The sequence below is a fragment of the Streptomyces musisoli genome (genome assembly GCF_016741855.1).
GTDB classification, from domain to species: Bacteria; Actinomycetota; Actinomycetes; order Streptomycetales; family Streptomycetaceae; genus Streptomyces; species Streptomyces musisoli.
Genome location: NZ_JAERRH010000001.1, coordinates 357,927 through 381,680, shown reverse-complemented (window position 1 = coordinate 381,680; position 23,754 = coordinate 357,927). Strand labels below are relative to the sequence as shown.

The window sequence follows — 23,754 nt, the reverse complement described above, 5'->3', positions numbered from 1 at the left end:
CGCGCGGGGGGACGGTGGAGCGGTGAAGGAGGCGGCGGCGTGAACCTCGGAGCCCGGGTGGTCATCGTCGGCGGCGGGGTGACGGGCACGAGCATCGCCTGGCACCTGGCGCGCGCCGGAGTGCGGGACGTCGTCCTCGGCCGAACGGGACGAACTCGCCGCCGGCTCCACCTCCCGGGCCGCCGGCGGAGTGCGCGCACAGTCCTCGGACGAGCCGAACATCCGGCTCGGCGCACGCGGCCTGGAGGCGTTCGGCCGATTCCGGGACACGGTGATCCGCGCCGCCGGCGCCTGGTCCCGGGCGGTCGGCGCCATGGTGGGCGCAAAGCTGCCGGTACGGCCGCTGCGCCGGCGGAACACCCCGGACCACAACGCGCCGATCGGCGAGGCCCCGGGGGTGTCCGGGTCCCTGTACGCGACCGGCTTCTCCGGGCACGGATTCCTCCAGGGACCCTCCCCCACGCTCGCTTCACCCGCACGGGGGGAACCCAGGGCGAGATCGTCCGGGACCTGTACCCCGGCCGCGTACCCTTCCTGGACATCAGCCCGCTGAGCGCCGGCCGGTTCACGGCCGACGCCCCGCGCCCGGAGGCCGACCTGGTATGAGCGAGCTCCACCTGTGGCTGCGCCACGAGCCCCGTACGACCGAACGGCGCACGCCGGTGGTCCCCTCCGACGCCCGCCGCCTCGTCGGCAGCGGGCTGGTCCTGACCGTCGAGGAGTCCCCGCAGCGGATCTTCCCGCTGGAGGAGTACGAGGCGGCCGGCTGCCGCCGCGCCCCGGCCGGCTCCTGGGCGTCGGCGCCCCGGGACGCCGTGATCCTCGGTCTGAAGGAACTCCCGGACGAACCGGCCGCGTTGCCCCACCGGCACGTCTTCTTCGGGCACGCCTACAAGCAGCAGCCGGGCGCCGCCGAGCTGCTCGGCCGGTTCGCGGCCGGCGGCGGAGCGCTGCTGGACCTGGAGTACCTGGTGGACGACGAGGGCCGCCGGCTCGCCGCCTTCGGTCACTGGGCGGGCTATCTCGGCGCCGCCCTCGCCGTGCTCCGGCACCGGAACCGGCTCACGGCACCGCTGACGCCCACGACGAAGGACGAGCTGGACGCCGTACTGCGGCCGGACGCCGGGGACGAGGAGTTCACGGCGCTGGTGATCGGAGCCCTGGGCCGCAGCGGACGGGGTGCCTGGACCGCCTTCCGCACGGCGGGCGTCGCCGCGACCCGCTGGGACCTGGCCGAGACCCGCGACCTGGACCGGCGGGCCCTGCTCGGGCACGACGTGCTGGTGAACGCGGTCCTCGCGACCACCCTGGTCCCGCCCTTCCTGCGGGAGGAGGACCTGGACTCCCCGGCCCGCCGGCTGCGCACCCTGTGCGACGTCACCTGCGACGTCGGCTCCCCGTTCAACGTGCTGCCCGTCTACGACCGCACCACCGACTGGACGGAGCCCGTGCGCCGGCTGCGCGAGGAGCCCCCGCTGGACCTCATCGCCATCGACAACCTGCCGTCCCTGCTGCCCCGGGAGTCCAGTGCCGACTTCTCGGCGGCCCTGCTGCCGCAGCTGCTCGCCTTCGGCACCGGCGCCTGGGCCCGCTGTCTCGACCGGTTCCACCAGGCCTGCCGTGAACTCGGCATCGCGGAAGGGGAGTTCCGTCATGACTGACCGTGTCCCGGCGAGCGGCACCGTGCACTGGGTGGGCGCCGGACTGTCCACCGGCAGCGGCCTGGCCGCCCTGTGCGCCACGGCCGACCGGGTCCTGCTGTGGCACCGCACCGAGGCCCGCGCGGCCGAGGCGCTGGCCGGCCTGGGGCTGACCGGCCGCGCCGAGCCCCGCGCCCTCACCGACGCGGGCGCCCTCGCCGGCGCGCCGGCACCCGGGGACGTCGTGGTGTCGATGCTGCCGGCGCCACGGCACGCCGCACTGCTCGCCGCCTGCGTGCGGGCCGGGGCGCACTTCGCCTGCTCCAGCTATGTGTCGCCGGAGCTGTCGGAGCAGGCCGAGGCGGCGCGGGCGGCCGGTCTCGTGGTGCTCACCGAGGCGGGCCTGGACCCGGGCATCGACCACCTCTTCGCGCACAGCCTGATCGGCCGGGCCCGGGCGCGGATCGGCGAGCACACACCGGCCTCCTACCGGCTCACCTCGTACTGCGGTGGCGTCCCGGCCGTGCCGAACGACTTCCGGTACCGCTTCAGCTGGGCCCCGCTGGGTGTCCTGAACGCGCTGCGCTCGCCCGCGCGTTACCTCCTGGACGGGGCCGGCACCGTCGCCGACCGCCCCTGGGAGGCGACCCGGCCGCTCGTGCTCGACGGCGAGACCTTCGAGGCCTACCCCAACCGCGACAGCCTGCCCTTCATCGAGCAGTACGACCTGCCCGCCGCCTGGACCCCGCGCACCTTCGTCCGGGGCACCCTACGGCTGGACGGCTGGCTGAAGGCCTGGCAGCCGGTGTTCGAGGAGCTGACGGCGGGCGACGACGAGCGGATCGCCGCGCTGGCCCAGGAGCTGGCGGCGGCCCACCCGACCACGGACACCGACCGCGACCGGGTGGTGCTCTCCGTCTCGCTGGAGGTCGACACCGGCGAGGGCCGCCCCTGGACCGGCGCGTACCTGCTGGACCTGACCGGTGACGCCGGGGAGTCCGCGATGGCCCGCTGTGTCTCCCGTCCGCTCGCCCTCGGCGTCCGCCACATCCTGGACGGCAGCCTGCCCGCGGGTCTGCACCGGGCGGCGCGGACCGCCCAGCGGTCGGACCGGTGGCTGGCGGAACTGGCCGACACGGGGCTGGAGTTCACGCTCACCCTCGGCCAGTAGCGACCCGCCGGCGGGTCAGTCCGTCAGGGCCGCGTGCACCAGCCGCCGCAGCTCGGGGAAGACCTTCAGCCGCTTCGGCCGCACCTGGGTCATGAACTGCACGGTCAGATCGTGGGCCGGGTCGACCCAGAAGGCGGTGGTGGCCACACCGGTCCAGCCGTAGGTGCCGGTGTGGGACGGGGCCAGGGTGCGGGCGGGGTCGGTGACCACGGAGACATTGAAGCCGAAGCCGAGGCCGTCCATGCCCGGCTCCTGGTGGACCGGGGCGCCGAAGGAGCGGATGGTGGCTCCGCCGGGCAGCTGGTTGCGGGTCATCAGGGCGACCGCCCCGGGGGTCAGGAGCCGTGTGCCGTCCAGCTCGCCGCCCCGGCGCAGCAGCTCCATGAAGCGGTGGAAGTCATGGGCGGAGGAGACCAGGCCGCCGCTGCCGGACAGGAACCGCGGCCGGCCGTGCACCGGCAGTCCCGGCACCGGCTCGATCCCGCCCTCGTCCGTCTCGCCGTACAACCGGGCCAGCCTGCCCTCCTGGCCGGGGGCGAGGTGGAATCCGGTGTCGGTCATGCCGAGCGGGCCCAGGATCCGTTCGGTGAAGAACGCGTCCAGCGGCTGCCCGGAGACCACCTCGATCAGCCGCCCGAGCACGTTGGAGGCGACCGAGTAGTTCCACTGCGTGCCCGGGTCGAACTGGAGCGGCAGCCGCGCGTAGAGGTCCACGGTCTCGGCGAGGTCCTTGCCCGGCGGCACCGAGTACTCCAGGCCCGCCTCGCGGTAGAGGGCGTCCACGGGGTGGCGGTGGTAGTTGCCGAAGGTCAGGCCCGCGGTGTGGGTGAGCAGGTGCCGGACCAGGATCGGGCCGGCGGCCGGGCGGGTGCGCACGGCCGTGCCCGAACCGCCCTCGTACACCCGGGGGTGCGCGAACGCGGGCAGACGGCGGCCGACCGGGTCGTCCAGGGACAGCCGGCCCTCCTGCACCAGCAGCAGCACCGCGACCGCGGTGACCGGCTTGGTCATCGAGTAGATCCGCCACAGCGTGTCCGGTTCGACCGGCAGCCCGGCGGCGACGTCCCGCAGGCCGTAGGCGGTCAGGTGGGCGACCCGGCCGCCGCGGGCCACCGCCAGCAGGAAGCCGGGCAGGCGCCCCTCGTCGACGTGCCGCCCGAAGTGCCGGTCCAGGCGGGCCAGCGCCGCGACGTCCAGCCCCGCGTGCGCCGCCTCGACGTCCTGTCGCAGCTGTGCCATCGCTCTCCTCCGGTCGCTCCGCCCGCGGTACCGCCCGGCTGGCCCGCCGGCCCTCCTCTCATCGTCGCGCAGGACCGCCGGCCGGCACCCGCTCCTCGGGGATGTGGGTGAGTGACGCCGAGGCGGCCGGCCCCGGCAGCGCGCGGGTGGCGGGCAGGGCGAGCGCGGCCACGGCCGCCAGGGCGAGCAGGGCCGGCCCGGTGCCCGCACCCAGCAGCGCGGCCGCCGCGGCCACGCCCACGGCGGGACCGATGTTCAGCGCGGTCTGCTGCAAGCCGCCCGCCACCCCGGCCGTCGCCTCCGCCTGCCGCACGATCACCTGGGTGGCCGCCACCATCACCGTGCCGAAACCGGCCCCGAGCAGCGCGAACCCGCAGGCGAGACCGGGCAGCGAAGTGGTCCGGGACAACAGGGCGACGCCGAGCGCGAGCGCCGCCGTCGCCCCCGCCGTCGTGGCGCGCGCCCCGCACCGGCGCAGCAGCGCGGGGCACAGGGCAGCCGAGAGGACCATCAGCACCGCGAGCGGCAGGCTGCGCAGGGCGCTGTCGAACGGGTCGAGGCCGAGGTGGTGCTGGAGGACGTACGTGGCCACGAACAGGGCGCCGAACAGGGACGCGGAGACGGCGACCAGGATGCCGAGCGCCGCCCCGACCGCGCGGGAGCCGATCACCTCCAAGGGGAGCAGCGGGCTCGCCGCCCGCCGCTCGTGCCGGACGAGGACGGCGGCCGTGAGCACGGCGACCGCGAGGCCCGCGCCGGAGACGGGCCGTGCCGTGAGCGCGTACACCAGACAGGCCAGTGTGACGGCGAGCAGGACGGCGCCGGGCACGTCCAGCGGGGCGCCGGACGCGTGAAGCGGGGCGCCGGACGCGTGAAGCGGGGCGCCGGGCGCGAGCGGGGCCCGGACGGGCGCCGGGCGCCGGCCGGGGCGCAGCAGGGCCGGCAGGCCGAAGGCGAGCGCGGGCGGCACGTTGACGAGGAACACCGCCTGCCAGCCCAGGCCGGTCACCAGCGCCCCGCCCAGCAGCGGACCCGCTGCCGCCGCCAGCCCGATCGCGGCGGTGCGCACGGCCAGGGGCGACGCCAGCCGGTCCGGGGGATAGGCGGCCCGCAGCATGCCCAGCGTGGCCGGCTGGAGCAGCGCCCCGAACACGCCCTGCACCGCGCGCAGTCCGATCACCCACCCCACTCCCGGCGCGAGGGCGATGCCCGCCGAGGCGACGCCGAACCCGAGCATGCCGAGCCCGAACACCCGGCGCTGCCCGTACCGGTCACCGAGCCGCCCCGCGAAGACCAGCAGACTCGCCACCGCGACGAGATAGGCGGTGCTGGTCCACTGCACCTCGGCGAACGACGCGTGCAACTCCCGTTGCAGACGCGGCTGCGCGACCGTGAGGACCGTGCCGTCGAGTGCGACGACCACCGCGCCCGCCACGCTGCTCGCCAGCGTCCAGGGCCGGTTCACCGGCCGGCCTCGGGGCCCAGGTGCGCGGCCAGGACGGTGTCGAGCAGCGGACCGAAGTCCTCGTCACCGGTGGCGAGCTGGAGGCTGCGCCAGCGCCACAGCTGGGCCACGCCGTGCAGGTTGGCCCACAGCGCGCCCGCCACCCGCCGGGCGTCGGCACCGGGGACCGCGTCGCCGATCAGGCCCGCGAGCAGCGAGAAGAGCGGAAGGCTCGTGTCCCGCAGCCCCAGCCAGCCGCTCTCCAGCAGGTCGTGACGGAACATCAGCTCGTACATGCCGGGCCCGTCCAGGGCGAACTCCAGGTAGGTCCGGGCCAGTGCGGCCACCTGTGCGCGGGGCCCGCCGGTCTCCCGCCCCAGCGCGCAGTGCGCGCGCCCGGCCAGGTCGGCGAAGCCGCGCCCTGCGATGGCGGACAGCAGTTCCAGGTGGGTGGGGAAGTAGCGGCGCGGCGCCCCGTGCGAGACGCCCGTGCGCCGGGCGATCTCCCGCAGCGTCAGCGCCTGCGGGCCCTCGGCGGCCAGCAGCGCCACGCCGGCGTCGACGAGGCGGTCGCGCAGGTTGGTGTCGGACTCGTTCATAGACAGTGTCTACCATCCGTCCGTAGACAGTGTCTACCGGCGATGGGTGCCGAGGGAATGCGCGGGGCGCCCCGGCGAGTTACCGGGATATGACTCAGGACTCCACGCAGGACGCGCTGCTCGGGCTGCTCTCCGAAGGCCACGGCGGCGTACTGGTCACCCTCCGGCGCGACGGCCGCCCCCAGCTGTCCAACGTCAGCCACGCCTACTACCCGGACGAGCGGATCATCCGCGTCTCCGTCACCGACGACCGCGCCAAGACCCGCAACCTCCGCCGGGACCCGCGCGCCTCGTACCACGTCACCAGCGCCGACCGCTGGGCGTACACCGTCGCCGAGGGCACCGCCGAGCTGACCCCGGTCGCCGCCGACCCGCACGACGAGACCGTGGAGGAGCTGATCCGTCTCTACCGGGACGTCCTCGGCGAACATCCGGACTGGGACGACTACCGGGCCGCCATGGTCCGCGACCGCCGCCTGGTGCTGCGGCTGCACGTCGAGCGGGCGTACGGCATCCCGAAGAGCTGACCGCCGGCACGCATCGGCCTACGGCGCCTCGGCGGTGCGTGTCTCGATGGCCCGCAGTACGGCGACCATGTCCTCGCCGCCGTACCCCTGTGCCACCGTCTCCTCGAACAAGGTGTGGCAGACGTCGAGGAGCGGTGAGGCGAGCCCCGCCCTGCGGGCCGCCTCGGCGATCAGCCGGTTGTTCTTCAGCACGTCCAGCGCCGCCGCCTGCACCCCGAAGTCCCGCTCGCGCAGCTTGGGCGCCTTCATCCGGGACACCCCGCTGGCCATCGGACCCGCCTCCAGGACGTCCAGGAACAGCCGGCGGTCCAGGCCCTGCCGCTCGGCGAAGTGGAACGCCTCGGCCAGCCCGGTCACCAGGGTGATCAGGAACAGGTTCACCGACAGCTTCATCAGCAGCGCCCCGGGCGCCGCTCCGCACTCGAACGTCTCCCGGCACATCGGCGCGAGCAGCGGCCGTACGGAGGCCACCGCGGCCTCCTCGCCGGCGAGCATGGCGACCAGCTGCCCGCGCTCCGCCGGCACCCGGGACCCGGAGACGGGCGCCTCGACATAGCGGCCTCCGGCCGCGCGGACGTCGGTCTCCAGGGCGTGGGAGTACTCCGGGGAGGTCGTGCCCATGTGCACGACCGTCCGGCCCGCGACCCGTACGGCGAGCCGGGGTGTGCCCCGGCCGAGGACCGCGTCCACCGCGGCCTCGTCGGCGAGCATCAGCAGTACCGTCTCCGCGCGCGCGAACACCTCTTCGGCGTCCGCCGCCACCTCTGCCCCGGCCGCGCGCAGCGGCCGCGTGCGCTCCGGGGTCCGGTTCCACACCACCAGGGGTGTGCCGGCGGATGCCAGGCGCAGGGCCATGGGCAGGCCCATCACCCCGAGACCGATGAATCCGACGTGCACGGCAGGCCGCCCTTCGCGCCACGGACCGACTATGACAGCGGTCATAGTAGCGCCGCTTATGACGACGGTCATAGGGTTGGCGGCGAGGAACGGAGGCCGACCATGACCCAGGCGCGGCGCGGACCGCGGGAGCGGATGGTCTTCAGCGCGGCCCAGCTCATCCGGCGGGGCGGGGTCACCGCGACCGGCATGCGCGAGGTCGCCGCGCACGCGGATGCCCCCCGCGGATCCCTCCAGCACTACTTCCCGGGCGGCAAGGAGCAGCTGGTCAGCGAGGCGGTCGAGTGGGCCGGCCGGTACGCGGGCAAGCGGATCGGCCGTTTCCTGGAGGGGCTCGAACACCCCTCTCCGAGCGGCCTGTTCGCCGCCATGGCCGCCCAGTGGACCGACGAGTACGCGGCCGACGGCTTCGCGGCGGGGTGCCCGGTCGCCGCCGCCACGGTCGACTGCGCCTCCACCGGCGACGCGACCCGGCAGGCGGCGGCAGCCGCGTTCGCGACCTGGCGGGCACCCCTCGCCGAGGCCCTGACGGGCCTGGCAGTGCCCGCCGCACGGGCCGAGCCGTTGGCCACCCTCATGATCAGCGCCCTGGAGGGGGCGATTCTGATGGCCCGGGCCGAGCGGGACGTACGGCCCCTCACCACGGTCGTGCGGGAACTCGGACCCCTGCTCGACGCCGCCGTGGACGCCTGACCGGCGAGGCGGCCCCGACCGGCGAGGCGGCGGGGCGGGCGGCGGCTGTGCAGCCACTCCACGAGTCCGGCGGTCAGCCGCGCTCGGCCGGTGGGACCAGCCCGCGCTCGGCCGGTGGGACCAGCCCGCGCCCGGTCGGCGGGGCCGGCCCGTGCTCGGCCGGTGGGGCCGGCCCGTGCTCGGTCGGTGGGGCCGGCCCGTGCTCGGTCGGCGGGGCCGGCCCGTGCCCGGTCAGCAGTACCAGCCCGCGCCCGTCGTGTCGGCCGAGACGGCCCCGCCGGTCTCCTCCTTCACCCACGCCTCCAGCTGGTCCACGAACGCGGCCGCCCATTGCTGCCAGTCGAGCTTCGACAGGGCCGCCTCCCGCCCCGACCGGGCGACGCGCAACCGCAGGTCGGTGTCGCCGGCCAGCCGCCGGACCGCGTCCGCCGCCGCCTGCGGATCCTCGTACGGCACCACGAGACCGCAGCCGTGCCGCTCGACCAGCTCCGCGGACAGCGGGGTGGGCGTGGTGACGACGGGAACGCCGTGGGCCATGTACTCCACGACCTTGGTGGGCCGCGAGTGCCGGTAGTTGGGCTGGTCGTGGAGGAGGGACAGGCCGGCCAGGGCGCCGGTGAGCCGGGCGAGCGCGCGGTCGTTGGGCAGGAAGCCGTGCCAGCGCAGCACCCCGTCCCGGTCGGCCGCCGCGAGGGCGTCGCGTACGTCGGGGTCCGCCGCGCCGATCGCCTCGACCCGGACGGCGGGACCCAGCAGCCGCGCCGTGGTGATCAGGTCGAGCGCGCCGCGCGCCCGGGACAGCTGGCCCAGATAGACGACCCGGTCGTCGCCCGGCGGTGGGAGCGGGCCGGCCGGCGGGTCGGCCAGGTTGGGTATCACGGGGTGGCTCAGGCGGAAGCGGTCCTGGTAGGCGTACTCGGCGAGCAGCAGCCGCAGCCGGCGCTCGGCCAGCCGCTCCGCCGCCCGCACCGCCGTACGCAGCGGCGCCCGCAGCAGCCGCGGCACCCAGGACTTCATGACCAGCGCCGCCGCCGTGTCCTCGTGGACGTCCCACACGGTCACCGGCAGCGGCCCGGCCCGGCGCAGCCGGCGCAGCGTGCCGGGCAGGGCCAGCAGCAGTTCCGGATCGTGCAGCAGGACCACGTCCGCCGCCGGGCCGCGTTCGGCCAGCAGCGCCCGGGCCGCGCGCAGCGCGGCGCCCCGGTCCCGGCCCGAGGCGCGGGGCAGGTCCACGCCCTCGACGTACGGCCGGGGAGCGGTGCCCAGGGCCGCGAACGGGGCCGCGTACAGCACCTGGTGGCCGCGGTCCCGCAGTGCGGCGATCTCCCGGTGCAGTATGCGCGCGTCCTCCGGGTGGTGGACGACGGTGACGACGAGTATCCGCATGGCAGCGCCTTTCAACTCCCGTTGGAGCACCGGCTGTTGCCGGAGCGGGTGGGCCTAGAGGACCTCGACGCCGGGCTTGAAGATCCGCCCGCGGGTGTCGAACAGCAGCCGTGCGGTGTCCGCGAGGGCCGGCAGGTCGTAGGCGGAGTGGTCCTGGAGCAGGATCGTCAGGTCGTGCTCGCGCAGCGCGGCCGTAAGGTCGCCGACGCGCGGGACGGCCACCCCCTCGACCGACCACTGCGACACGTGCGGATCGTGGAAGGCGATCTCGGCCTCGCGCTCCCGCAGCAGCCGGGCCACCGGCTCCGCCGGGGTCTCGCGCAGGTCGGCGACGTCCGGCTTGTAGGTGACGCCGAGCAGCAGCACCCGCGAGCCGTGCAGCGGACAGCCGGCGGTGTTGAGCAGGTCCTGGGCTCGGCGCACCACGTACTCCGGCATCCGCCGGTTGATCTCCTGGGCCAGCCCGACGAACCGGAACTCGTAGCCCAGCGACGAGCGCACCTTGTACGACAGGTAGTTGGGGTCGATGGGGATGCAGTGGCCGCCCACTCCGGGGCTCGGGCGGAAGGCCTGGAAGCCGAAGGGCTTCGTCCCCGCGCAGCGGATCGCGTCCCACACGTCCACCTGCAACTCGCGGCTGATGATCGCCAGTTCGTTGACCAGCGCGATGTTCACGTGCCGGTAGGTGTTCTCCAGCAGCTTGGCCATCTCGGCCTCGCGGGTGCCCTTCGCCTGCACGACGGTGTTCACGAACTTGCCGTAGAAGGTCACCGCGCGCACCGCGCAGGACGGGGTGCAGCCGCCGACCACCTTCGGGGTCTCGCGCAGCCCGTGCCCGGTGCTGCCGGGGTCGATCCGTTCGGGGGAGAAGGCCAGGGCGAAGTCCTCGCCGGCGCGCAGCCCGGACTCCTCCAGCAGGGGCCGTACGACCTCCTCGGTGGTGCCCGGGTAGGTGGTCGACTCCAGCACTACGAGCTGTCCGCTTCGCAGCCGGCCGGCCACCGAGCGGGTGGCAGAGACGACGGCGCCCAGATCGGGACCGCCGTCCTCGCTCAGCGGAGTCGGCACACAGATCACCACGGCCTGCGCGCGTGCCAGGCAGGCGTCGTCGGTGAACGCGGTGAAACCGGCGGCCCGCATCCGGCGCACGTCGTCGTCGGACACGTCGTCGACGTGCGAGCGGCCGGAGTTGAGTCCCGCGACGACGCGCGGGTCGCGGTCCAGGCCCACGACGCGCAGGCCGACCGAGGCCGCCTCCCGGGCCAGCGGCAGCCCCACGTATCCGAGTCCGATCACGGCGAGTTCGACCTCGCCGGTCAGGTCCTGCCCTTCGTCGTCCCCGAGCGGTTCCGTCCTGTCCCCGAAGGGGTGGGTCCATTCGACCTGCATAGGGGTTCACCCGGCCTTACACGGCTGGACTGGTGGGGGGTCCGCGGGATCTCAGACGCAGCCGAGCGATCGATACGCCTCGTGCGTCGTCGCGGCGACCCGGTCCCAGGTGCGTTCCCGCGCGACCATCGCACGGGCGGCGGCTCCCCATTCGAGTCGCCGCTTATGACTGTAAAGCACCATTTCGAGTTCATCCGCCCAAGCTTGTGGTGACTCAGGGGGAATTAGCCGTCCGTTCACCTCCGGTTCGACCAGTTCTCGCATCGCCGCGAGGTCACTGGCGGTGACGGGGAGGCCGCTCGCCATCGCCTCGACCGGTTTGAGGGGCGTCACCAGACGGCAGACCCGCTCGTCGGTGCGCGGCACCGCGAACACGTCCAACGCCGCGTAGAACGCCCGTACTTGGGAGTGCGGCACGCGGCCGGTGAACAAGGCGGCGCCGTCGTCGAGACCCAGCCGGGCGGCCAGCCGCTGAAGCCGGGCCCGCTCCGGACCGTCCCCGACGATCAGCAGCCGCACCGGCACTCCGCGCCGCCGCAGCTCTACACCCGCATGGAGCAATGTGCCGAGCCCCTCGTGCGGGGTGAGGCTGCCGACCGTGCCCACCACGTACTCGTCCGGAGCGATGCCGAGGCGGGCGCGCACCGGCACCCCGTCCGGCGGCGGCGTCAGGAACGTCCGGTCCACGGCGTTCGGCACGATCAGCACCCGCTCCGGGGCCACCCCGCGCGCCACGATCTCGGCCTTCATCGCGGCGCCCAGCGTCAGCACCAGGTCGGCCTCCCGCATGCAGTGGGTCTCCAGCTCACGCCGCATCCGGTAGACGGGGTCCCGCGGGCTGCGGGCCGGGTCCTGGCTCAGCCAGGTCTCCTCCAGGAAACCCCGCACCTCGTAGACGACCGGCAGTCCGTAGGCCTCCCGCAGCGCTAGGGCCACCCGCCCGTTGCCGTGATCGGTGGCCGCGTGCAGCACGGCCGGCCGCAGCCGCTCCACCAGCCGCCCCGCCAGCTCGGCGTTGCGGGCCAGCAACGGCCCCTGCCCGTACGGCAGCCAGGCAGGCAGCAGCCGGTGCTGCGGCACACCGCCCACGATCTGGAGCGGGCCGGCGTCCAGCACGCCCCGCGCCACCGGGAACCCGACCCGGGTCACGACATGCGCGTCGAGCCCGGCGGCCCGCTGGGCCTCGGCGAGCTTCTGCGTGCGCACGGTGTAGCCGGCGTGGGCGAACGGCAGGGAGTTGGTCACCAGATGCAGCACCCGGCCGGGCACCGGCCGCACCGGCCGACCGGCCGGGGCACTCACCCGAACGGCGGACGGAGCCGCGCCCGGCCCCGCCGCCCGGGCCCGGGCGGACAGCCACCCCTCCACCGGCCGCACCCGGCGCCGCACGGGCGCCGGCAGCAGCCGTACGCCGAGCAGCGCGGCCCGGGCCGGATCGTGCCGCAACTCGCCCCAGGCCACGGATGCGGCCAGACTGACAGCGCGGGGAATGCGACGGGACATGCCGCCACGGTAGGCCGGCCGAGCGCTGGGCGCCTCGGCCGCCGCCGGTGCGCCGGTGCCGGAAGAGCACGGCGTTCCTCCTTGTCCCCCTGTGTGCTGCCCCTTGTTCGACCGCCGACGGAAGGCGAGGACATGAACGGCCGAGTACTCCATGTGGTCGGCACCCGGCCCAACTTCGTGAAGGCGGCACCGGTCGTCGCCGCGCTCGGGGTGGCCGGCTGCGACCAGGCCCTGGTCCACACCGGCCAGCACTACGACGCCCGGATGTCGGACGTGTTCTTCCGCCAACTGGGCCTGCCCCGGCCGGACGCCGACCTCGGCGTCGGGTCCGGCGGCCACGCCCGGCAGACCGCCGACCTGCTGGTGGCGCTGGAGGCCGAGCTGACCGCCCGCGACCCGGCCCTCGTCATGGTCTACGGCGACGTGAACTCCACCCTGGCCGCCGCCCTGGCCGCCGCCAAGCTGGGCGTCCCGGTCGCGCACGTGGAGGCCGGGCTGCGCAGCTTCGACATGGCGATGCCGGAGGAGGTCAACCGGCGCCTGGTCGACCAGCTGGCCGTGCTGCTCTTCGCCACCAGCCCGGAAGCCGTCGGCCACCTCGCCCGCGAGGGCGCCGATCCCGCCCGGGTCCACTTCGTCGGCAACCCGATGATCGACACCCTGCTCACCCACCTGGACCTCTTCGACCCGGCCGCGGCCCGCACCGCGTACGGGCTGCCCGAACGCTACGGCGTCGTCACCCTGCACCGCCCCGCCAACGTCGACGACCCCGAGGCCGCCCGCGCAGCCGCCCGCGCGCTCACCGAGGCGGCTCGCCACCTCGACCTCGCCGTCCCGCTGCACCCGCGCGGCCGCGATGCGCTGCGCGCGGCCGGCCTGGACGGCGCCTTTGGCGTGCACCTCCTCGAACCGCTCGGCTACGTCGAGTTCATGAGCCTGGTGCGCGGCGCCGCCGCCGTGATCACCGACTCCGGCGGGGTGCAGGAGGAGACCACCGTGCTCGGCGTGCCCTGCCTGACGCTGCGCACCACCACCGAACGCCCCATCACCGTCAGCCACGGCACCAACCGCCTCGTCACCCACGACGAACTGGTCCCCGCCCTGCGCAAGGCGCTCGACGGCGGGCCGGGCGCGCCCACCGAGGGCCCGCCGCTGTGGGACGGCAAGGCGGGTATCCGGACGGCCCGTGTCGTCACCCGATGGCTGGAGCACCATGACTGACGGCACCCTCGCCCACGGCGGCGGCCCGGCCCGCGCCCGCACCTCCGCCCCCGCCGACACCGGTGACGGCGCCTTCGACTACTGGGACGCCCGCCACCGCGAGCAGGACGAGCTGGCCTCGGGCGGACACATCGGCCTCGACCGGGCGGGCAACGAACTCTTCTACGCGCTCCGGCTCGGCACCCTGCTCGGCATCGTCGGCGACCTCGGCAGCGCGACGGCCCCGCTGTTCGTGCTCGACGCGGGCTGCGGCAAGGGGTACTTCGCGCGCGCCCTGGCCCGCTGCGGCCACCGCGTGGACGCCTTCGACGCCAGCGAGGAGGCCCTCGACCGGGCCCGCGCCGCCGGCGGCGGCCCCCGCTACGGCCGGGCCCGGCTCGACGCCTGGCGCAGCCCGTGGCCGTACGACATCGTGCTCTGCGTCGACGTGCTCTTCCACCTCCTGGACGACACGGAGTGGTCGGCGGCCCTGCGCAACCTGGCCTCCCTGGTCCGCCTCACCGGCCGGCTGATCGTCACCGACGAGGACACGGCCCGGCCGCGGGCACGCGGCGACTACATCCTGCACCGGCCCACGGCCGCCTACCGCGCCGTACTCGAACCCCTCGGCCTGCGGCACACGGAGTTCCGGCCGTACGGCTTCCGGGAGATCGAGGTCGGCTTCCACGTCTTCACGAGGATCCGCTGATGCGTCTGACCGATCTGCTCCACCCGCACCTGGACGGCGTCACCACGGTCGTGGACGCGGCCGGCCGCGGCCTGCGCCTCGCGCCCTACCTCCATCTCCCCGACGGCGTCCGCCTGCTCCACGACGACGGCGAACGCCCGGTGCAGCAAGGGGAGCTGGTGCTCCTGTCGTACGGCCCGGACCCGGCCCTGCACGGCACCGAGGAGGACTGCCTCGCGGTGCTCGAACGCATCCGGCCCGGCGGCCGCGGGCTCCTCCTGTTCGGCCATCCCGGGCCCGAACCGCCCTACCACCGGCTCCTGGACGGCCTGGTGGCCCAGCGCTGCCAGGTGCTGCGCGCCGCCCCGCTCGACTACGTGCACCTGCGCGCGGGCGCGGTGTTCACCCGTCTCACCACGGACGAACTGCTGCCCCCGCACGACTGGTTCGGACACGCGGTCCCCTCGGACGGCTTCACCACCATGCTGCGGATGACCGGCGAGTACGTCCTCGCCGACCTCGTCTCCCGCTCCCTGCGCGCCCGCCACCTGGATCTGGAGCGCCGCGCCGAGGAGGCCGAACGGGCCCGGGACGACGTCCGCGAGGACGGACTCGCCGACCGGCTGGCCGCCACCGTCCGGGAGAAGGAGCAGCTGGCCTCCGCGCTGCGCGGGGCCCGCAGCCGGGTCGAGGTGCTCCAGGCACGGGTGGCCATGCTGGAGGGCTCGACCTCGCTGAAGGTGGGCAGGGCGCTCGTGTCGGCGGCCCGGTCGCCACGGCACAGGGTGCCCGGTCTGCCTCGGGAGCTGTACGGGCTGTGGCGGGGACGTGCCGCGAAGAAGGCGGCGCCCGCCTCCCGCTCCGCCGCCGCCCAGGCCGCGCCCGTGACCGCCGACGAACGCCTCCACCTGGTGCACCGCGCCTTCTCCTCCGCGCCCCGCGACCGGCTCGTGATCGCGGGCCTGCTCACCGACCGCACCGCGGAGGACTTCGCGGCCGACGCCGTCGTGAACCGGCCGCTCCCGCACGACGGCGCGCTGCTCGTACGGCGCACCGACCCCGACGCGGTCGTGGTGCAGCTGAGCGCGTGCACGGGGGACGGCCCCTGGTCGCTCGCCGGCACCGGCATGGCACCGGACCTGGACCGGAGACTGGCCGAACTGCTCACCGAGGCCCGCGCGACGGGCCGGGCGGCCGTCCTGTGGCGGGACGCCCCGCCCTCCGCCGCACCCGGCCTCGCCCAGCTGGCCTGGGACGCCGTCCTCGACGCCGACACCGGCGTACGGCTGTCCCGGCTCGACCCGGCCGGGGACGGCAGGGAGCGGCTGCGGGAGGCGTTCCAGTGGGACAGCACCCGGGTGCGGCTGGCGGAACTGGCCCGGCTGGTCGGCGCCCCGGACCCGCTGGACGGACGCCGGGTCGCCGTGCTGGCCGCCCCCCGCGACCGGCACGACGTGGCCCGGCTGGTCGCACAGGTGCTGGGCCAGCAGCACCGCCCCGCCGAGGTGGTCGTGCCCGATCCGGCGGGCCTGGACGAACTCGACGCCGCGGGCGTCGCCGTCCGCACCGGACCGCCCACCGCGGCCTGGGTCGCCGACTGGACCGACCTCGCCGAGGACCGCGCGGACACCCTGCTGCTGGACCTGATGTGCGCCCAGGAGTATTCGGGTGCCGACGCGCTGGGCCACGCGGCGGCCGGGGAGGACTACACGTTCGTACCGGCACTGCGCCGGCCGCTGCTGGTCCGCCGGTCCCTGCACCTCGCGGGTGCGCCCCCCGAGAGCTGGTGCGCCCGGGGGCACCGACTGTTCGCCGTGCGCGGGAAGGAGCCGTCATGAGCCGCGTGATACGGGCACTGGTCTACGGCGACGTGGACCTCAACCTCATCGACGGCTCCGCCGTCTGGGCCCAGTCGACCGTGCAGGCGCTGTCCCTGGCCGGGTGCGAGACCCGGCTGGTGCTGAAGGCCCCGGTGCTGACCGGACGGCTGACCGATCCGCTGGCCGGGCTGCCCGGGGTGACCGTCGTGCGGCCCGCCGAGGAACGGCTGGTCCCCGGCCAGGGCGACCGGCCCCTCTCCCCGGTGCAGGCCTCGCGGCTGCTCGCCCGGCTCGACCGGGACGAGCCCTGCGACCTGCTCGTCCTGCGCGGGCGCCGGCTCGTCGGCCGGGTCGTCGCCGACGGCCGCTTCACCGGACGGATCTGGGCCTACCTCACCGACATCCCGCAGTCCGCCGCCGAGATGACCGAGCAGGCCCGCGCCGACCTCGCCCGCATCGCCGCCGCCTCCAGGCGGCTGCTGTGCCAGACGGAGGAGCTGCGCTGCTTCCTGGAGGCCTGGGTGCCCGAGGCCTGCGGCCGCAGCGTCCTGTGCCCGCCCGCCGTGCCGGAACCGGACTTCCCGGTGCCGGACCAGGACCGGCCGCACGATCCGCTCCGGCTCGTCTACACCGGCAAGTTCGCCCCGCTGTGGAACACGCTCCCCATGACCCGGCTGCCGTCGCTGCTGGCAGAGCGGGGCGTGCCCGCCGAACTCCACACCGTCGGCGACAAGATCCACGACGATCCGGCCCACCCCGAGTTCCAGGACGCGATGTACCGGGCCCTGCACGGCGGCACCCTCGGCGTCCACCACCACGGCGGACAGCCCCGCGAAGAGGCCATGCGCATCGCCGCCGACTGCGACGTCGGCCTCGGCTGGCGCGACCCCCGGCTCGACGCGAGCCTCGAACTGTCCACCAAGGTCCTGGAGTTCGGTGCCCTCGGCCTGCCCGTCGTGCTCAACCGCACGCCCGCGCACGAGGCGCTGCTGGGCGCCGACTACCCCCTCTACGTGCCCGGCCGGGCCGGACCCGAGGACGCCGCCGAGGCCGTGGCCCGCGCCGCCCGCGAGCCCGAGGCCCGCCGGCTGGCGGCCGTACGCTGCCGCGACGCCGCCCACCGGTACACCCTCCGGGCCGCCGCCGCCCGCTGGCGCGCCCACCTCGATGGGGTCTTCCCGCCCGCACCCGCCGGCGTCGTCCACCGCACCCGTCCGCTGCGGGTCGGTGTCGCGGGGCACGACCTGAAGTTCCTCACCCGGCTCCTGGACCACTTCCGCGCCCTGCCCGGACTCGAGGTGCGCGTCGACGCCTGGCCCGCGCTGGCCCGGCACGACCCGGGCACGAGCCGGGAACTCGCCGACTGGGCCGACGTGGTGGTCGTCGAGTGGTGCGGCCCGGCCGCCGTCTGGTACAGCCGCCACAAGCGGCGCGGCAGCCGGCTCGTGATCCGGCTGCACCGGTTCGAACTGGACGCCGACTGGCCCGGACAGCTCGACATCGATGCCGTCGACCGGGTGATCTGCGTCAGCCCCTACTACGCCCGCCGCACCCTGGAGCACACGGGCTGGCCGCGGCACAAGGTCGTGGTCGTCCCGAACTGGGTGGACGCCGACCAGCTCGACCGCCCCAAGGCGCCCGGCGCCAGGCACCGGCTCGGCATGATCGGGATCGCGCCCAGCCGCAAACGCCTCGACCTCGGCCTGGACGTGCTGGAAGCCCTGCGTGCCCGGGACCGGCGCTGGCACCTGTCGGTCAAGTCCAAGCCGCCGTGGGAGTACTGGTGGATCTGGAACAAGCCGGAGGAACGCGCGCACTACGAGGCGGTCCTGCGCCGGATCCAGACCTCCCCGCTGCTGGCGGGGGCGGTCGTCTTCGACGACTTCGGCGCGGACGTGGCGAGCTGGCTGCGCCGCATCGGGCACGTCCTGTCCACCAGCGACGACGAGAGCTTCCACCTCGCCCCGGCCGAGGGCATGGCCTCCGGCGCCGTACCGGCGCTGCTGCCGTGGCCCGGCGCGGACGAGATCTACGACCGGCGGTGGATCCACGACGGCCCGCCGGCGATGGCCGAGGCGATCGCCGGGCTCGGTGAGAGCGAGGAGACGTGGCGGTCCGCCGCGGAGGCGGCCCGCGCCCAGGTACGGGAGTCCTATGCGCTGGACCGGGTGGCTGCGGCCTGGACGGACCTGCTGGTGAGCGGCTGACACACCCGCGCGTGCGCCGTCGCCGGGCGACGATCGGGACGGGAGCCGGTACGCGGATCCGGCACGCGGGAGCCGGCCCGGCAGGCGGTGCGGGGGCCGTCAGCCCGTGGTCCGCTCCGCGGTCAGGTAGGCGATCACCATGTCGCCGAGCATGGTCCGGTAGTGCTCCCGCTGGGCCGGGGCCATCAGGTCCCGGCCCAGCAGCGCGCCGTACGTGTGCCGGTTGGCCACCCGGAAGCAGCAGAACGAGCTGATCATCGCGTGCAGGTCGACCGCGTCGGCGCCCGCCGTGAACAGTCCGGACTCCTGCCCGGCGGCGAGGGAGCGGCGGATCGCGTCCACGGCCGGGGAACCGGTGCGGCCGAGCGTCTCGGAGGCGGCGATGTGCCTGGCGCCGTGGATGTTCTCGATGCTGACCAGGCGGACGAAGTCCGGGTGCCGCTCATGGTGGTCGAAGATCAGCTCGGCCAGCCGCCGGATCGCCGCGACCGGGTCCAGGTGCTCGACGTCCAGCCGCCGCTCGGCGTTCCGGAGCACCCCGTACGCCCGCTCCAGCACGGCCGTGAAAAGCTGCTGCTTTCCGCCGAAATAGTAGTAGATCATCCGCTTTGTGGTGCGGGTGCGGGCGGCTATCTCGTCGACCCGGGCGCCGTCGTAGCCCGCCCGCGCGAACTCCTGTGTGGCCACGTCGAGGATCTCCGCCTTGGTGCGGGCGGCGTCGCGCACCCGTTCGCCGGGGCGTGCCGGCTCTTCGACGCTGGTCATCGGTTTCCTTCGGGGCCCTCGGCGCCTGGGCGGCGCGCGCGTTCGCGTGCCGGTGATTGTAGAAGCAGGGCCGTCGGCCGCAGCCGGGATGTTCGTCACATCCCGGACGGCTGCCGCGGTACGGACGGCTGCCGCGCTGCCGGTGCGGCAGCGCGGCTCCGGAGCGGGTTCAGGGGTCCGGGACGTGATCCGGGTCGTCGTACAGGCGAGCCGCGAACCGGCGCAGCGGGTCGCGCAGCCGCTCGGGGTCCACTGCGGCGGGGCGCTTGGCAGGAGCCTCGTAGACCCATAGTCCGCCGCCCTCGCGCTCGGTGACGCCGTGTCGGGCACGCCAGGCGGCCGTGGGCTCGTTGGCCGGCCGGAACCAGACGGCGAGCGCCGAGTGGTCCCTCACCATCGGTGTCCGTCTCTCGACGGCGACGCGCTCCACCGCGTCGAAACGGATCGTGAAGGCGGACGGTCCGCCGGGCCGGAGGGTGCCGTCCTGGTCGCGCCGCGGCTGCGTCGTCGGCTTCCCCGCGGTGACGGTGATCCCCCGGGCGTCCACGGTGATGCTGTCGGATCTCGTCCGTGCGCCGACGGCCGCGCCGATGAGCAGGCCGAACGCCGCGCCGAGGATGGCGAGGAAGAAGCCTCCGGCCAGAGCGTTCCCGAACCGGCTGTCGCCCTGGATCACCACGTCGCCGAAGCTCACCACCGGTTCGCCGAAGGTGATCGCCCCGAGGACGATGCCGAGGACCAGGCCTCCGAAGAGGCTGGGCATCCCCCACCGGTCCGTGCTCGTCCGCATCATCGTGCCCCGGGTGTTGGTGAGCGTGACGGCCGCGCCCTCGCCCGGAGGCATCTGCCTTTCCGTCTCCCGCACCGTCGGGCGGGTCGTGCCCGGAGTCCTGGCGCCCAGCAGTGTCCGAGCCTCAGAGACGGTGGGCCGGCGGGCGGGATCCTTGTCCAGGAGAAGGGTGAGCAGCGGAGCCAGGGTGCCCGCTCGCTCCGGTGGCCGGGGCGGCTCGGTCAGGACGGCGGTGGGGTTGTCGGAGCGGAACGGCAGGACGCCCTCGACCGCTTCGTACAGAGTGACCCCCAGGGAGAACAGGTCCGCCCGGCCGTCGCTCTCTGCGCCCTGCCAGCGCTCGGGGGCCATGTAGCCCGGGGAACCGATGACGAGGGTGGTACGGGTGAGCCGGGGGTCGGTGGAAGCGAGCGCGATGCCGAAGTCGGCGAGCAGGACGGAGCCGTCGGCGGCGAGGAGCACGTTGCCCGGTTTGACGTCGCGATGCACGACGCCTGCCCGGTGCGCGGCGTCGAGGGCGCCGAGCAGCGCCTCGGCGGTCTCCCGGGTCCGGCGCTGGTTCAGCGGGCCGCGCTCCTTCAGCTCTTCGGCGAGGGAGCACCCGTCGACCCATTGCATCACGATCCAGGGCACCTTCCAGTGGCCCTCGTCGACCTCGACGACGTCGTGGACGGTGACGATGTGCGGGTGGTCCCGAAGACGGGCCGCGTGACGCGCCTCCCGAGCGGCGCGAGCCAGCAGTTCCGCGCGCGCCTCGTCCGGCAACGGGACGTCGAGCCGCACCTGCTTGACCGCGACATCGACGCCGAGGAGGGTGTCGTGCGCCTGCCAGACCTGGCCGAAGCCGCCCACCCCGAGCAGACGGGTGAGCGAGTAGCGTCCGCCGATCACCGTTCCGGGCCGAGCTTGATGTGCCATAAGTCCCCCGTTCCGCCACGCCTTCGTGGGTCGCCCCGCGCAGGAGGAAAGGGTAGGGATCTTCTCCGGGATCAGGGAGCCTCATTAGAGCCAACTGCTCCGGGTTCACCCCTCCAGTGCCGCGCGGGACCGGCGTCGGGGGCAGCCGCCGGAGCCGGAGGCAGGGCGCAGGCCCGGCCGGTGAGGAGCGGGGCGAGGGACTTGGCCTGTTCCTCGCCGTGCTCGGTCAGGGGCAGGTCGGTCCAGCCGGTGTGCTGTCCCGACCGGCTCCACTCCGTCTTTGCTGGGGGCACCTCCCACGCCCTTGAGGCAGTGGGGGAGGACCAGCAGGAGGTCCCCCCGGCGGGTCAGTCCTTCTTCTCGACCGCGTGGCCGCCGAACTGGTTACGCAGCGCGGCGATCATCTTCATCTGCGGCGAGTCGTCCTGGCGGGAGGCGAACCGCGCGAAGAGGGAGGCGGTGATCGCGGGCAGCGGCACCGCGTTGTCGATGGCCGCCTCCACGGTCCAGCGGCCCTCGCCGGAGTCCTCCGCGTAGCCGCGCAGCTTCTCCAGGTGCTCGTCGTCGTCCAGGGCGTTGACCGCGAGGTCGAGCAGCCAGGAGCGGATGACGGTGCCCTCCTGCCAGGAGCGGAAGACCTCGCGCACGTTGTCCACGGACTTGACCTTCTCCAGCAGTTCCCAGCCCTCGGCGTAGGCCTGCATCATGGCGTACTCGATGCCGTTGTGGACCATCTTCGAGAAGTGCCCGGCACCGACCCGGCCCGCGTGGACGTAGCCGTACGGGCCCTCCGGCTTGAGCGCCTCGAAGATCGGCCGGAGCCGGTCCACGTGCTCCTTGTCCCCGCCGACCATCAGCGCGTAGCCGTTCTGGAGGCCCCACACACCGCCGGAGACGCCGGCGTCGACGAATCCGATGCCCTTGATGCCGAGTTCGGCGGCGTGCTTCTCGTCGTCCGTCCAGCGGGAGTTGCCGCCGTCGATCACCGTGTCGCCCTCGGACAGCAGGTCCTTGAGTTCGTCGATGACGCCCTGGGTGGCGGTGCCGGCCGGGACCATCACCCACACCTGGCGGGGCGCGTCCAGCTTCTCGACCAGTTCGGCGAGGCTCTTGACGTCGGAGACCTCCGGGTTGCGGTCGTAGCCGATGACGGTGTGGCCGGCGCGGCGGATCCGCTCGCGCATGTTGCCGCCCATCTTGCCGAGACCGATGAGACCGAGCTGCATGATCAGTTCTCCGATGCGTTCTTGAGAGTGCGGTAGGCGGCGACGAGGGCCTGGGTGGACGGGTCGAGCCCGGGCACGTCCGCGCCCTCGGTGAGGGCGGGCTCCACGCGCTTGGCGAGGACCTTGCCCAGTTCCACGCCCCACTGGTCGAAGGAGTCGATGTTCCACACCGCGCCCTGCACGAACACCTTGTGCTCGTAGAGGGCGATCAGCTGGCCCAGCACGGACGGGGTCAGTTCGGTGGCGAGGATCGTGGTGGTCGGGTGGCCGCCGCGGAAGGTGCGGTGCGCCACCTGCTCCTCGGCCACGCCCTCCGCGCGGACCTCCTCCGCCGTCTTGCCGAAGGCGAGCGCCTGGGTCTGGGCGAAGAAGTTGGCCATCAGCAGGTCGTGCTGGGCCTTGAGTTCCCCGCTCAGTTCGGTGACCGGGCGGGCGAAGCCGATGAAGTCGGCCGGGATCAGCTTGGTGCCCTGGTGGATCAACTGGTAGTAGGCGTGCTGGCCGTTGGTGCCGGGCGTGCCCCACACCACCGGTCCGGTCTGCCACTCCACCGGGTTGCCGTCCCGCTGGACCGACTTGCCGTTGGACTCCATGTCCAGCTGCTGGAGGTACGCCGTGAACTTCGACAGGTAGTGGGAGTACGGCAGCACCGCATGGGTCTGGGCGTCCAGGAAGTTGCCGTACCAGATGCCCAGCAGGCCCAGCAGCAGCGGAGCGTTGGACTCGGCGGGCGCGGTGCGGAAGTGGTCGTCGATCAGCCGGAAGCCGTCGAGCATCTCGCGGAAGCGGTCCGGGCCGATGGCGATCATCAGGGACAGGCCGATCGCGGAGTCGTACGAGTAGCGGCCGCCGACCCAGTCCCAGAACTCGAACATGTTGTCCGGGTCGATACCGAACTCGGAGACCTTCTCGGTGTTCGTGGACAACGCCACGAAGTGCCTGGCCACCGCCTTCTCGTCGGCGAGCGCGGCCAGCAGCCACTTGCGCGCGGAGGTGGCGTTGGTGATGGTCTCGATGGTGGTGAAGGTCTTGGAAGCGATGATGAACAGCGTCTCCGCCGGGTCCAGGTCCCGGGTCGCCTCGTGCAGGTCGGCGCCGTCCACGTTGGACACGAACCGGAACGTCAGGTCCCGTGCGGTGAAGGGGCGCAGGGCCTCGTACGCCATCGCGGGGCCCAGGTCGGAGCCGCCGATGCCGATGTTGACGACGTTGCGGATCCGCTTGCCGGTGTGGCCGGTCCACTCGCCGGAGCGGACCCGCCCGGCGAAGCCGGCCATCTTCTCCAGCACGGCGTGCACCTGCGGCACCACGTTCTCGCCGTCGACCTCGACGACCGCGTCCGGCGCGGCGCGCAGCGCGGTGTGCAGGACCGCCCGGTCCTCGGTGACATTGATCCGCTCACCGCGGAACATGGCGTCCCGCAGCGCGAACACGCCGGTCGCGGCGGCGAGTTCGCGCAGCAGGGTGAGGGTCTCGTCGGTGATCAGCTGCTTGCTGTAGTCGATGTGCAGGTCGCCGACCCGCACGACGTACCGCTCGGCACGCCCGGGGTCCGTCGCGAACAGCTCGCGCAGGTCCGGCCGTTCCCGGTCGCGGTGGTCGGCGAGGGCCTTCCACTCGGGCCGGTCGGTGAGCTTCGGGAACTCTGCCAT

The 23,754-nt window shown here is 74.2% G+C and carries 19 protein-coding genes and 2 pseudogenes; 9 read left to right on the top strand and 12 right to left on the bottom strand.

From position 1 onward, the window contains the following. Positions 1 to 39: 39 nt before the first annotated feature. The 3 genes and pseudogenes from JK361_RS40895 (at position 40) to JK361_RS01475 (ending at position 2,811) form a co-directional block, all read left to right on the top strand. Positions 40 to 606, top strand: a pseudogene (locus JK361_RS40895) (FAD-dependent oxidoreductase). Then, positions 603 to 1,661: a saccharopine dehydrogenase gene (locus tag JK361_RS01480; protein ID WP_201813753.1), complete on the top strand. Its 1,059-nt coding sequence runs from the start codon at positions 603 to 605 to the stop codon at positions 1,659 to 1,661. Before JK361_RS40895 ends, JK361_RS01480 begins: the two are co-directional and overlap by 4 nt. Then, a complete protein-coding gene (locus JK361_RS01475; RefSeq protein WP_201813752.1) occupies positions 1,654 to 2,811 on the top strand; it encodes a saccharopine dehydrogenase family protein in 1,158 nt (385 codons plus the stop codon). Before JK361_RS01480 ends, JK361_RS01475 begins: the two co-directional genes overlap by 8 nt. A 15-nt stretch (positions 2,812 to 2,826) precedes the next feature. Here the strand turns inward: JK361_RS01475 and JK361_RS01470 are convergent, their stop codons facing one another. Genes JK361_RS01470 through JK361_RS01460 form a run of 3 tightly spaced genes read right to left on the bottom strand, consistent with a single transcriptional unit; the run spans position 2,827 to position 6,093 of the window. Then, a complete protein-coding gene (locus JK361_RS01470) occupies positions 2,827 to 4,050 on the bottom strand; it encodes a serine hydrolase domain-containing protein (RefSeq protein WP_201813751.1) in 1,224 nt (407 codons plus the stop codon). 58 nt (positions 4,051 to 4,108) lie between these two features. Next, complete coding sequence (locus JK361_RS01465) at positions 4,109 to 5,515, bottom strand: MFS transporter (protein WP_201813750.1); 1,407 nt, start codon at positions 5,513 to 5,515, stop codon at positions 4,109 to 4,111. Further along, positions 5,512 to 6,093: a TetR/AcrR family transcriptional regulator gene (locus JK361_RS01460; RefSeq protein ID WP_201813749.1), complete on the bottom strand. Its 582-nt coding sequence runs from the start codon at positions 6,091 to 6,093 to the stop codon at positions 5,512 to 5,514. The genes JK361_RS01465 and JK361_RS01460 overlap by 4 nt, the downstream gene beginning before the upstream one ends. Before the next feature lie 89 nt (positions 6,094 to 6,182). On the opposite strand from JK361_RS01460, the gene JK361_RS01455 reads away from it, so the two are divergent. After that, positions 6,183 to 6,620 carry a PPOX class F420-dependent oxidoreductase gene (locus JK361_RS01455; RefSeq protein ID WP_201813748.1) on the top strand — a complete coding sequence of 146 codons (438 nt, stop codon included), beginning with the start codon at positions 6,183 to 6,185 and terminating at the stop codon, positions 6,618 to 6,620. A gap of 18 nt (positions 6,621 to 6,638) precedes the next feature. Here JK361_RS01455 and JK361_RS01450 read toward each other — a convergent pair whose 3' ends face one another. Beyond that, positions 6,639 to 7,517, bottom strand: coding sequence for an NAD(P)-dependent oxidoreductase (locus tag JK361_RS01450; protein ID WP_201813747.1), 879 nt, complete (start codon positions 7,515 to 7,517; stop codon positions 6,639 to 6,641). A gap of 102 nt (positions 7,518 to 7,619) precedes the next feature. Here JK361_RS01450 and JK361_RS01445 point away from each other — a divergent pair, with 102 nt between their 5' ends. Beyond that, the gene (locus tag JK361_RS01445) at positions 7,620 to 8,210 is read left to right on the top strand and encodes a TetR/AcrR family transcriptional regulator (RefSeq protein ID WP_201813746.1); all 591 of its coding nucleotides are present in this window, start codon (positions 7,620 to 7,622) and stop codon (positions 8,208 to 8,210) included. A gap of 231 nt (positions 8,211 to 8,441) precedes the next feature. Here JK361_RS01445 and JK361_RS01440 read toward each other — a convergent pair whose 3' ends face one another. Genes JK361_RS01440 through JK361_RS01430 form a run of 3 tightly spaced genes read right to left on the bottom strand, consistent with a single transcriptional unit; the run spans position 8,442 to position 12,488 of the window. Next, positions 8,442 to 9,596, bottom strand: coding sequence for a glycosyltransferase (locus JK361_RS01440; protein ID WP_201813745.1), 1,155 nt, complete (start codon positions 9,594 to 9,596; stop codon positions 8,442 to 8,444). A gap of 54 nt (positions 9,597 to 9,650) precedes the next feature. Beyond that, on the bottom strand, positions 9,651 to 10,985 hold the full coding sequence (locus tag JK361_RS01435; protein ID WP_201813744.1) for a nucleotide sugar dehydrogenase: 1,335 nt from the start codon (positions 10,983 to 10,985) through the stop codon (positions 9,651 to 9,653). Positions 10,986 to 11,036: 51 nt separating this feature from the next. Next, complete coding sequence (locus JK361_RS01430) at positions 11,037 to 12,488, bottom strand: glycosyltransferase (protein WP_236052306.1); 1,452 nt, start codon at positions 12,486 to 12,488, stop codon at positions 11,037 to 11,039. Positions 12,489 to 12,620: 132 nt separating this feature from the next. Here JK361_RS01430 and wecB point away from each other — a divergent pair, with 132 nt between their 5' ends. From wecB to JK361_RS01410, 4 genes are read left to right on the top strand one after another with little or no spacing between them, the layout of a single operon-like run. Next, on the top strand, positions 12,621 to 13,709 hold the full coding sequence (wecB, locus tag JK361_RS01425) for a non-hydrolyzing UDP-N-acetylglucosamine 2-epimerase (RefSeq protein WP_201813743.1): 1,089 nt from the start codon (positions 12,621 to 12,623) through the stop codon (positions 13,707 to 13,709). Continuing rightward, a complete protein-coding gene (locus JK361_RS01420; RefSeq protein WP_201813742.1) occupies positions 13,702 to 14,397 on the top strand; it encodes a class I SAM-dependent methyltransferase in 696 nt (231 codons plus the stop codon). Before wecB ends, JK361_RS01420 begins: the two co-directional genes overlap by 8 nt. Beyond that, entirely contained in the window at positions 14,397 to 16,214 is a 1,818-nt protein-coding gene (locus tag JK361_RS01415; RefSeq protein WP_201813741.1) for a hypothetical protein, read from the top strand. Before JK361_RS01420 ends, JK361_RS01415 begins: the two co-directional genes overlap by 1 nt. Then, complete coding sequence (locus tag JK361_RS01410) at positions 16,211 to 18,403, top strand: glycosyltransferase (protein WP_201813740.1); 2,193 nt, start codon at positions 16,211 to 16,213, stop codon at positions 18,401 to 18,403. Before JK361_RS01415 ends, JK361_RS01410 begins: the two co-directional genes overlap by 4 nt. Positions 18,404 to 18,502: 99 nt before the next feature. On the opposite strand, the gene JK361_RS01405 is transcribed toward JK361_RS01410, so the two are convergent. The 5 genes and pseudogenes from JK361_RS01405 to pgi form a co-directional block, all read right to left on the bottom strand. Continuing rightward, positions 18,503 to 19,168 carry a TetR/AcrR family transcriptional regulator gene (locus JK361_RS01405; protein ID WP_201813739.1) on the bottom strand — a complete coding sequence of 222 codons (666 nt, stop codon included), beginning with the start codon at positions 19,166 to 19,168 and terminating at the stop codon, positions 18,503 to 18,505. A 169-nt stretch (positions 19,169 to 19,337) separates the two neighbouring features. After that, positions 19,338 to 20,876: a serine/threonine-protein kinase gene (locus JK361_RS01400; protein ID WP_201813738.1), complete on the bottom strand. Its 1,539-nt coding sequence runs from the start codon at positions 20,874 to 20,876 to the stop codon at positions 19,338 to 19,340. Between the two features lie 161 nt (positions 20,877 to 21,037). Continuing rightward, a pseudogene (locus tag JK361_RS01395) lies at positions 21,038 to 21,169 on the bottom strand (phosphoglycerate mutase family protein); the annotation flags it as partial. 54 nt (positions 21,170 to 21,223) lie between these two features. Beyond that, positions 21,224 to 22,102: a phosphogluconate dehydrogenase (NAD(+)-dependent, decarboxylating) gene (gene gnd, locus JK361_RS01390; RefSeq protein ID WP_201813737.1), complete on the bottom strand. Its 879-nt coding sequence runs from the start codon at positions 22,100 to 22,102 to the stop codon at positions 21,224 to 21,226. Between the two features lie 2 nt (positions 22,103 to 22,104). Next, positions 22,105 to 23,754: a glucose-6-phosphate isomerase gene (pgi, locus tag JK361_RS01385; protein WP_201813736.1), complete on the bottom strand. Its 1,650-nt coding sequence runs from the start codon at positions 23,752 to 23,754 to the stop codon at positions 22,105 to 22,107.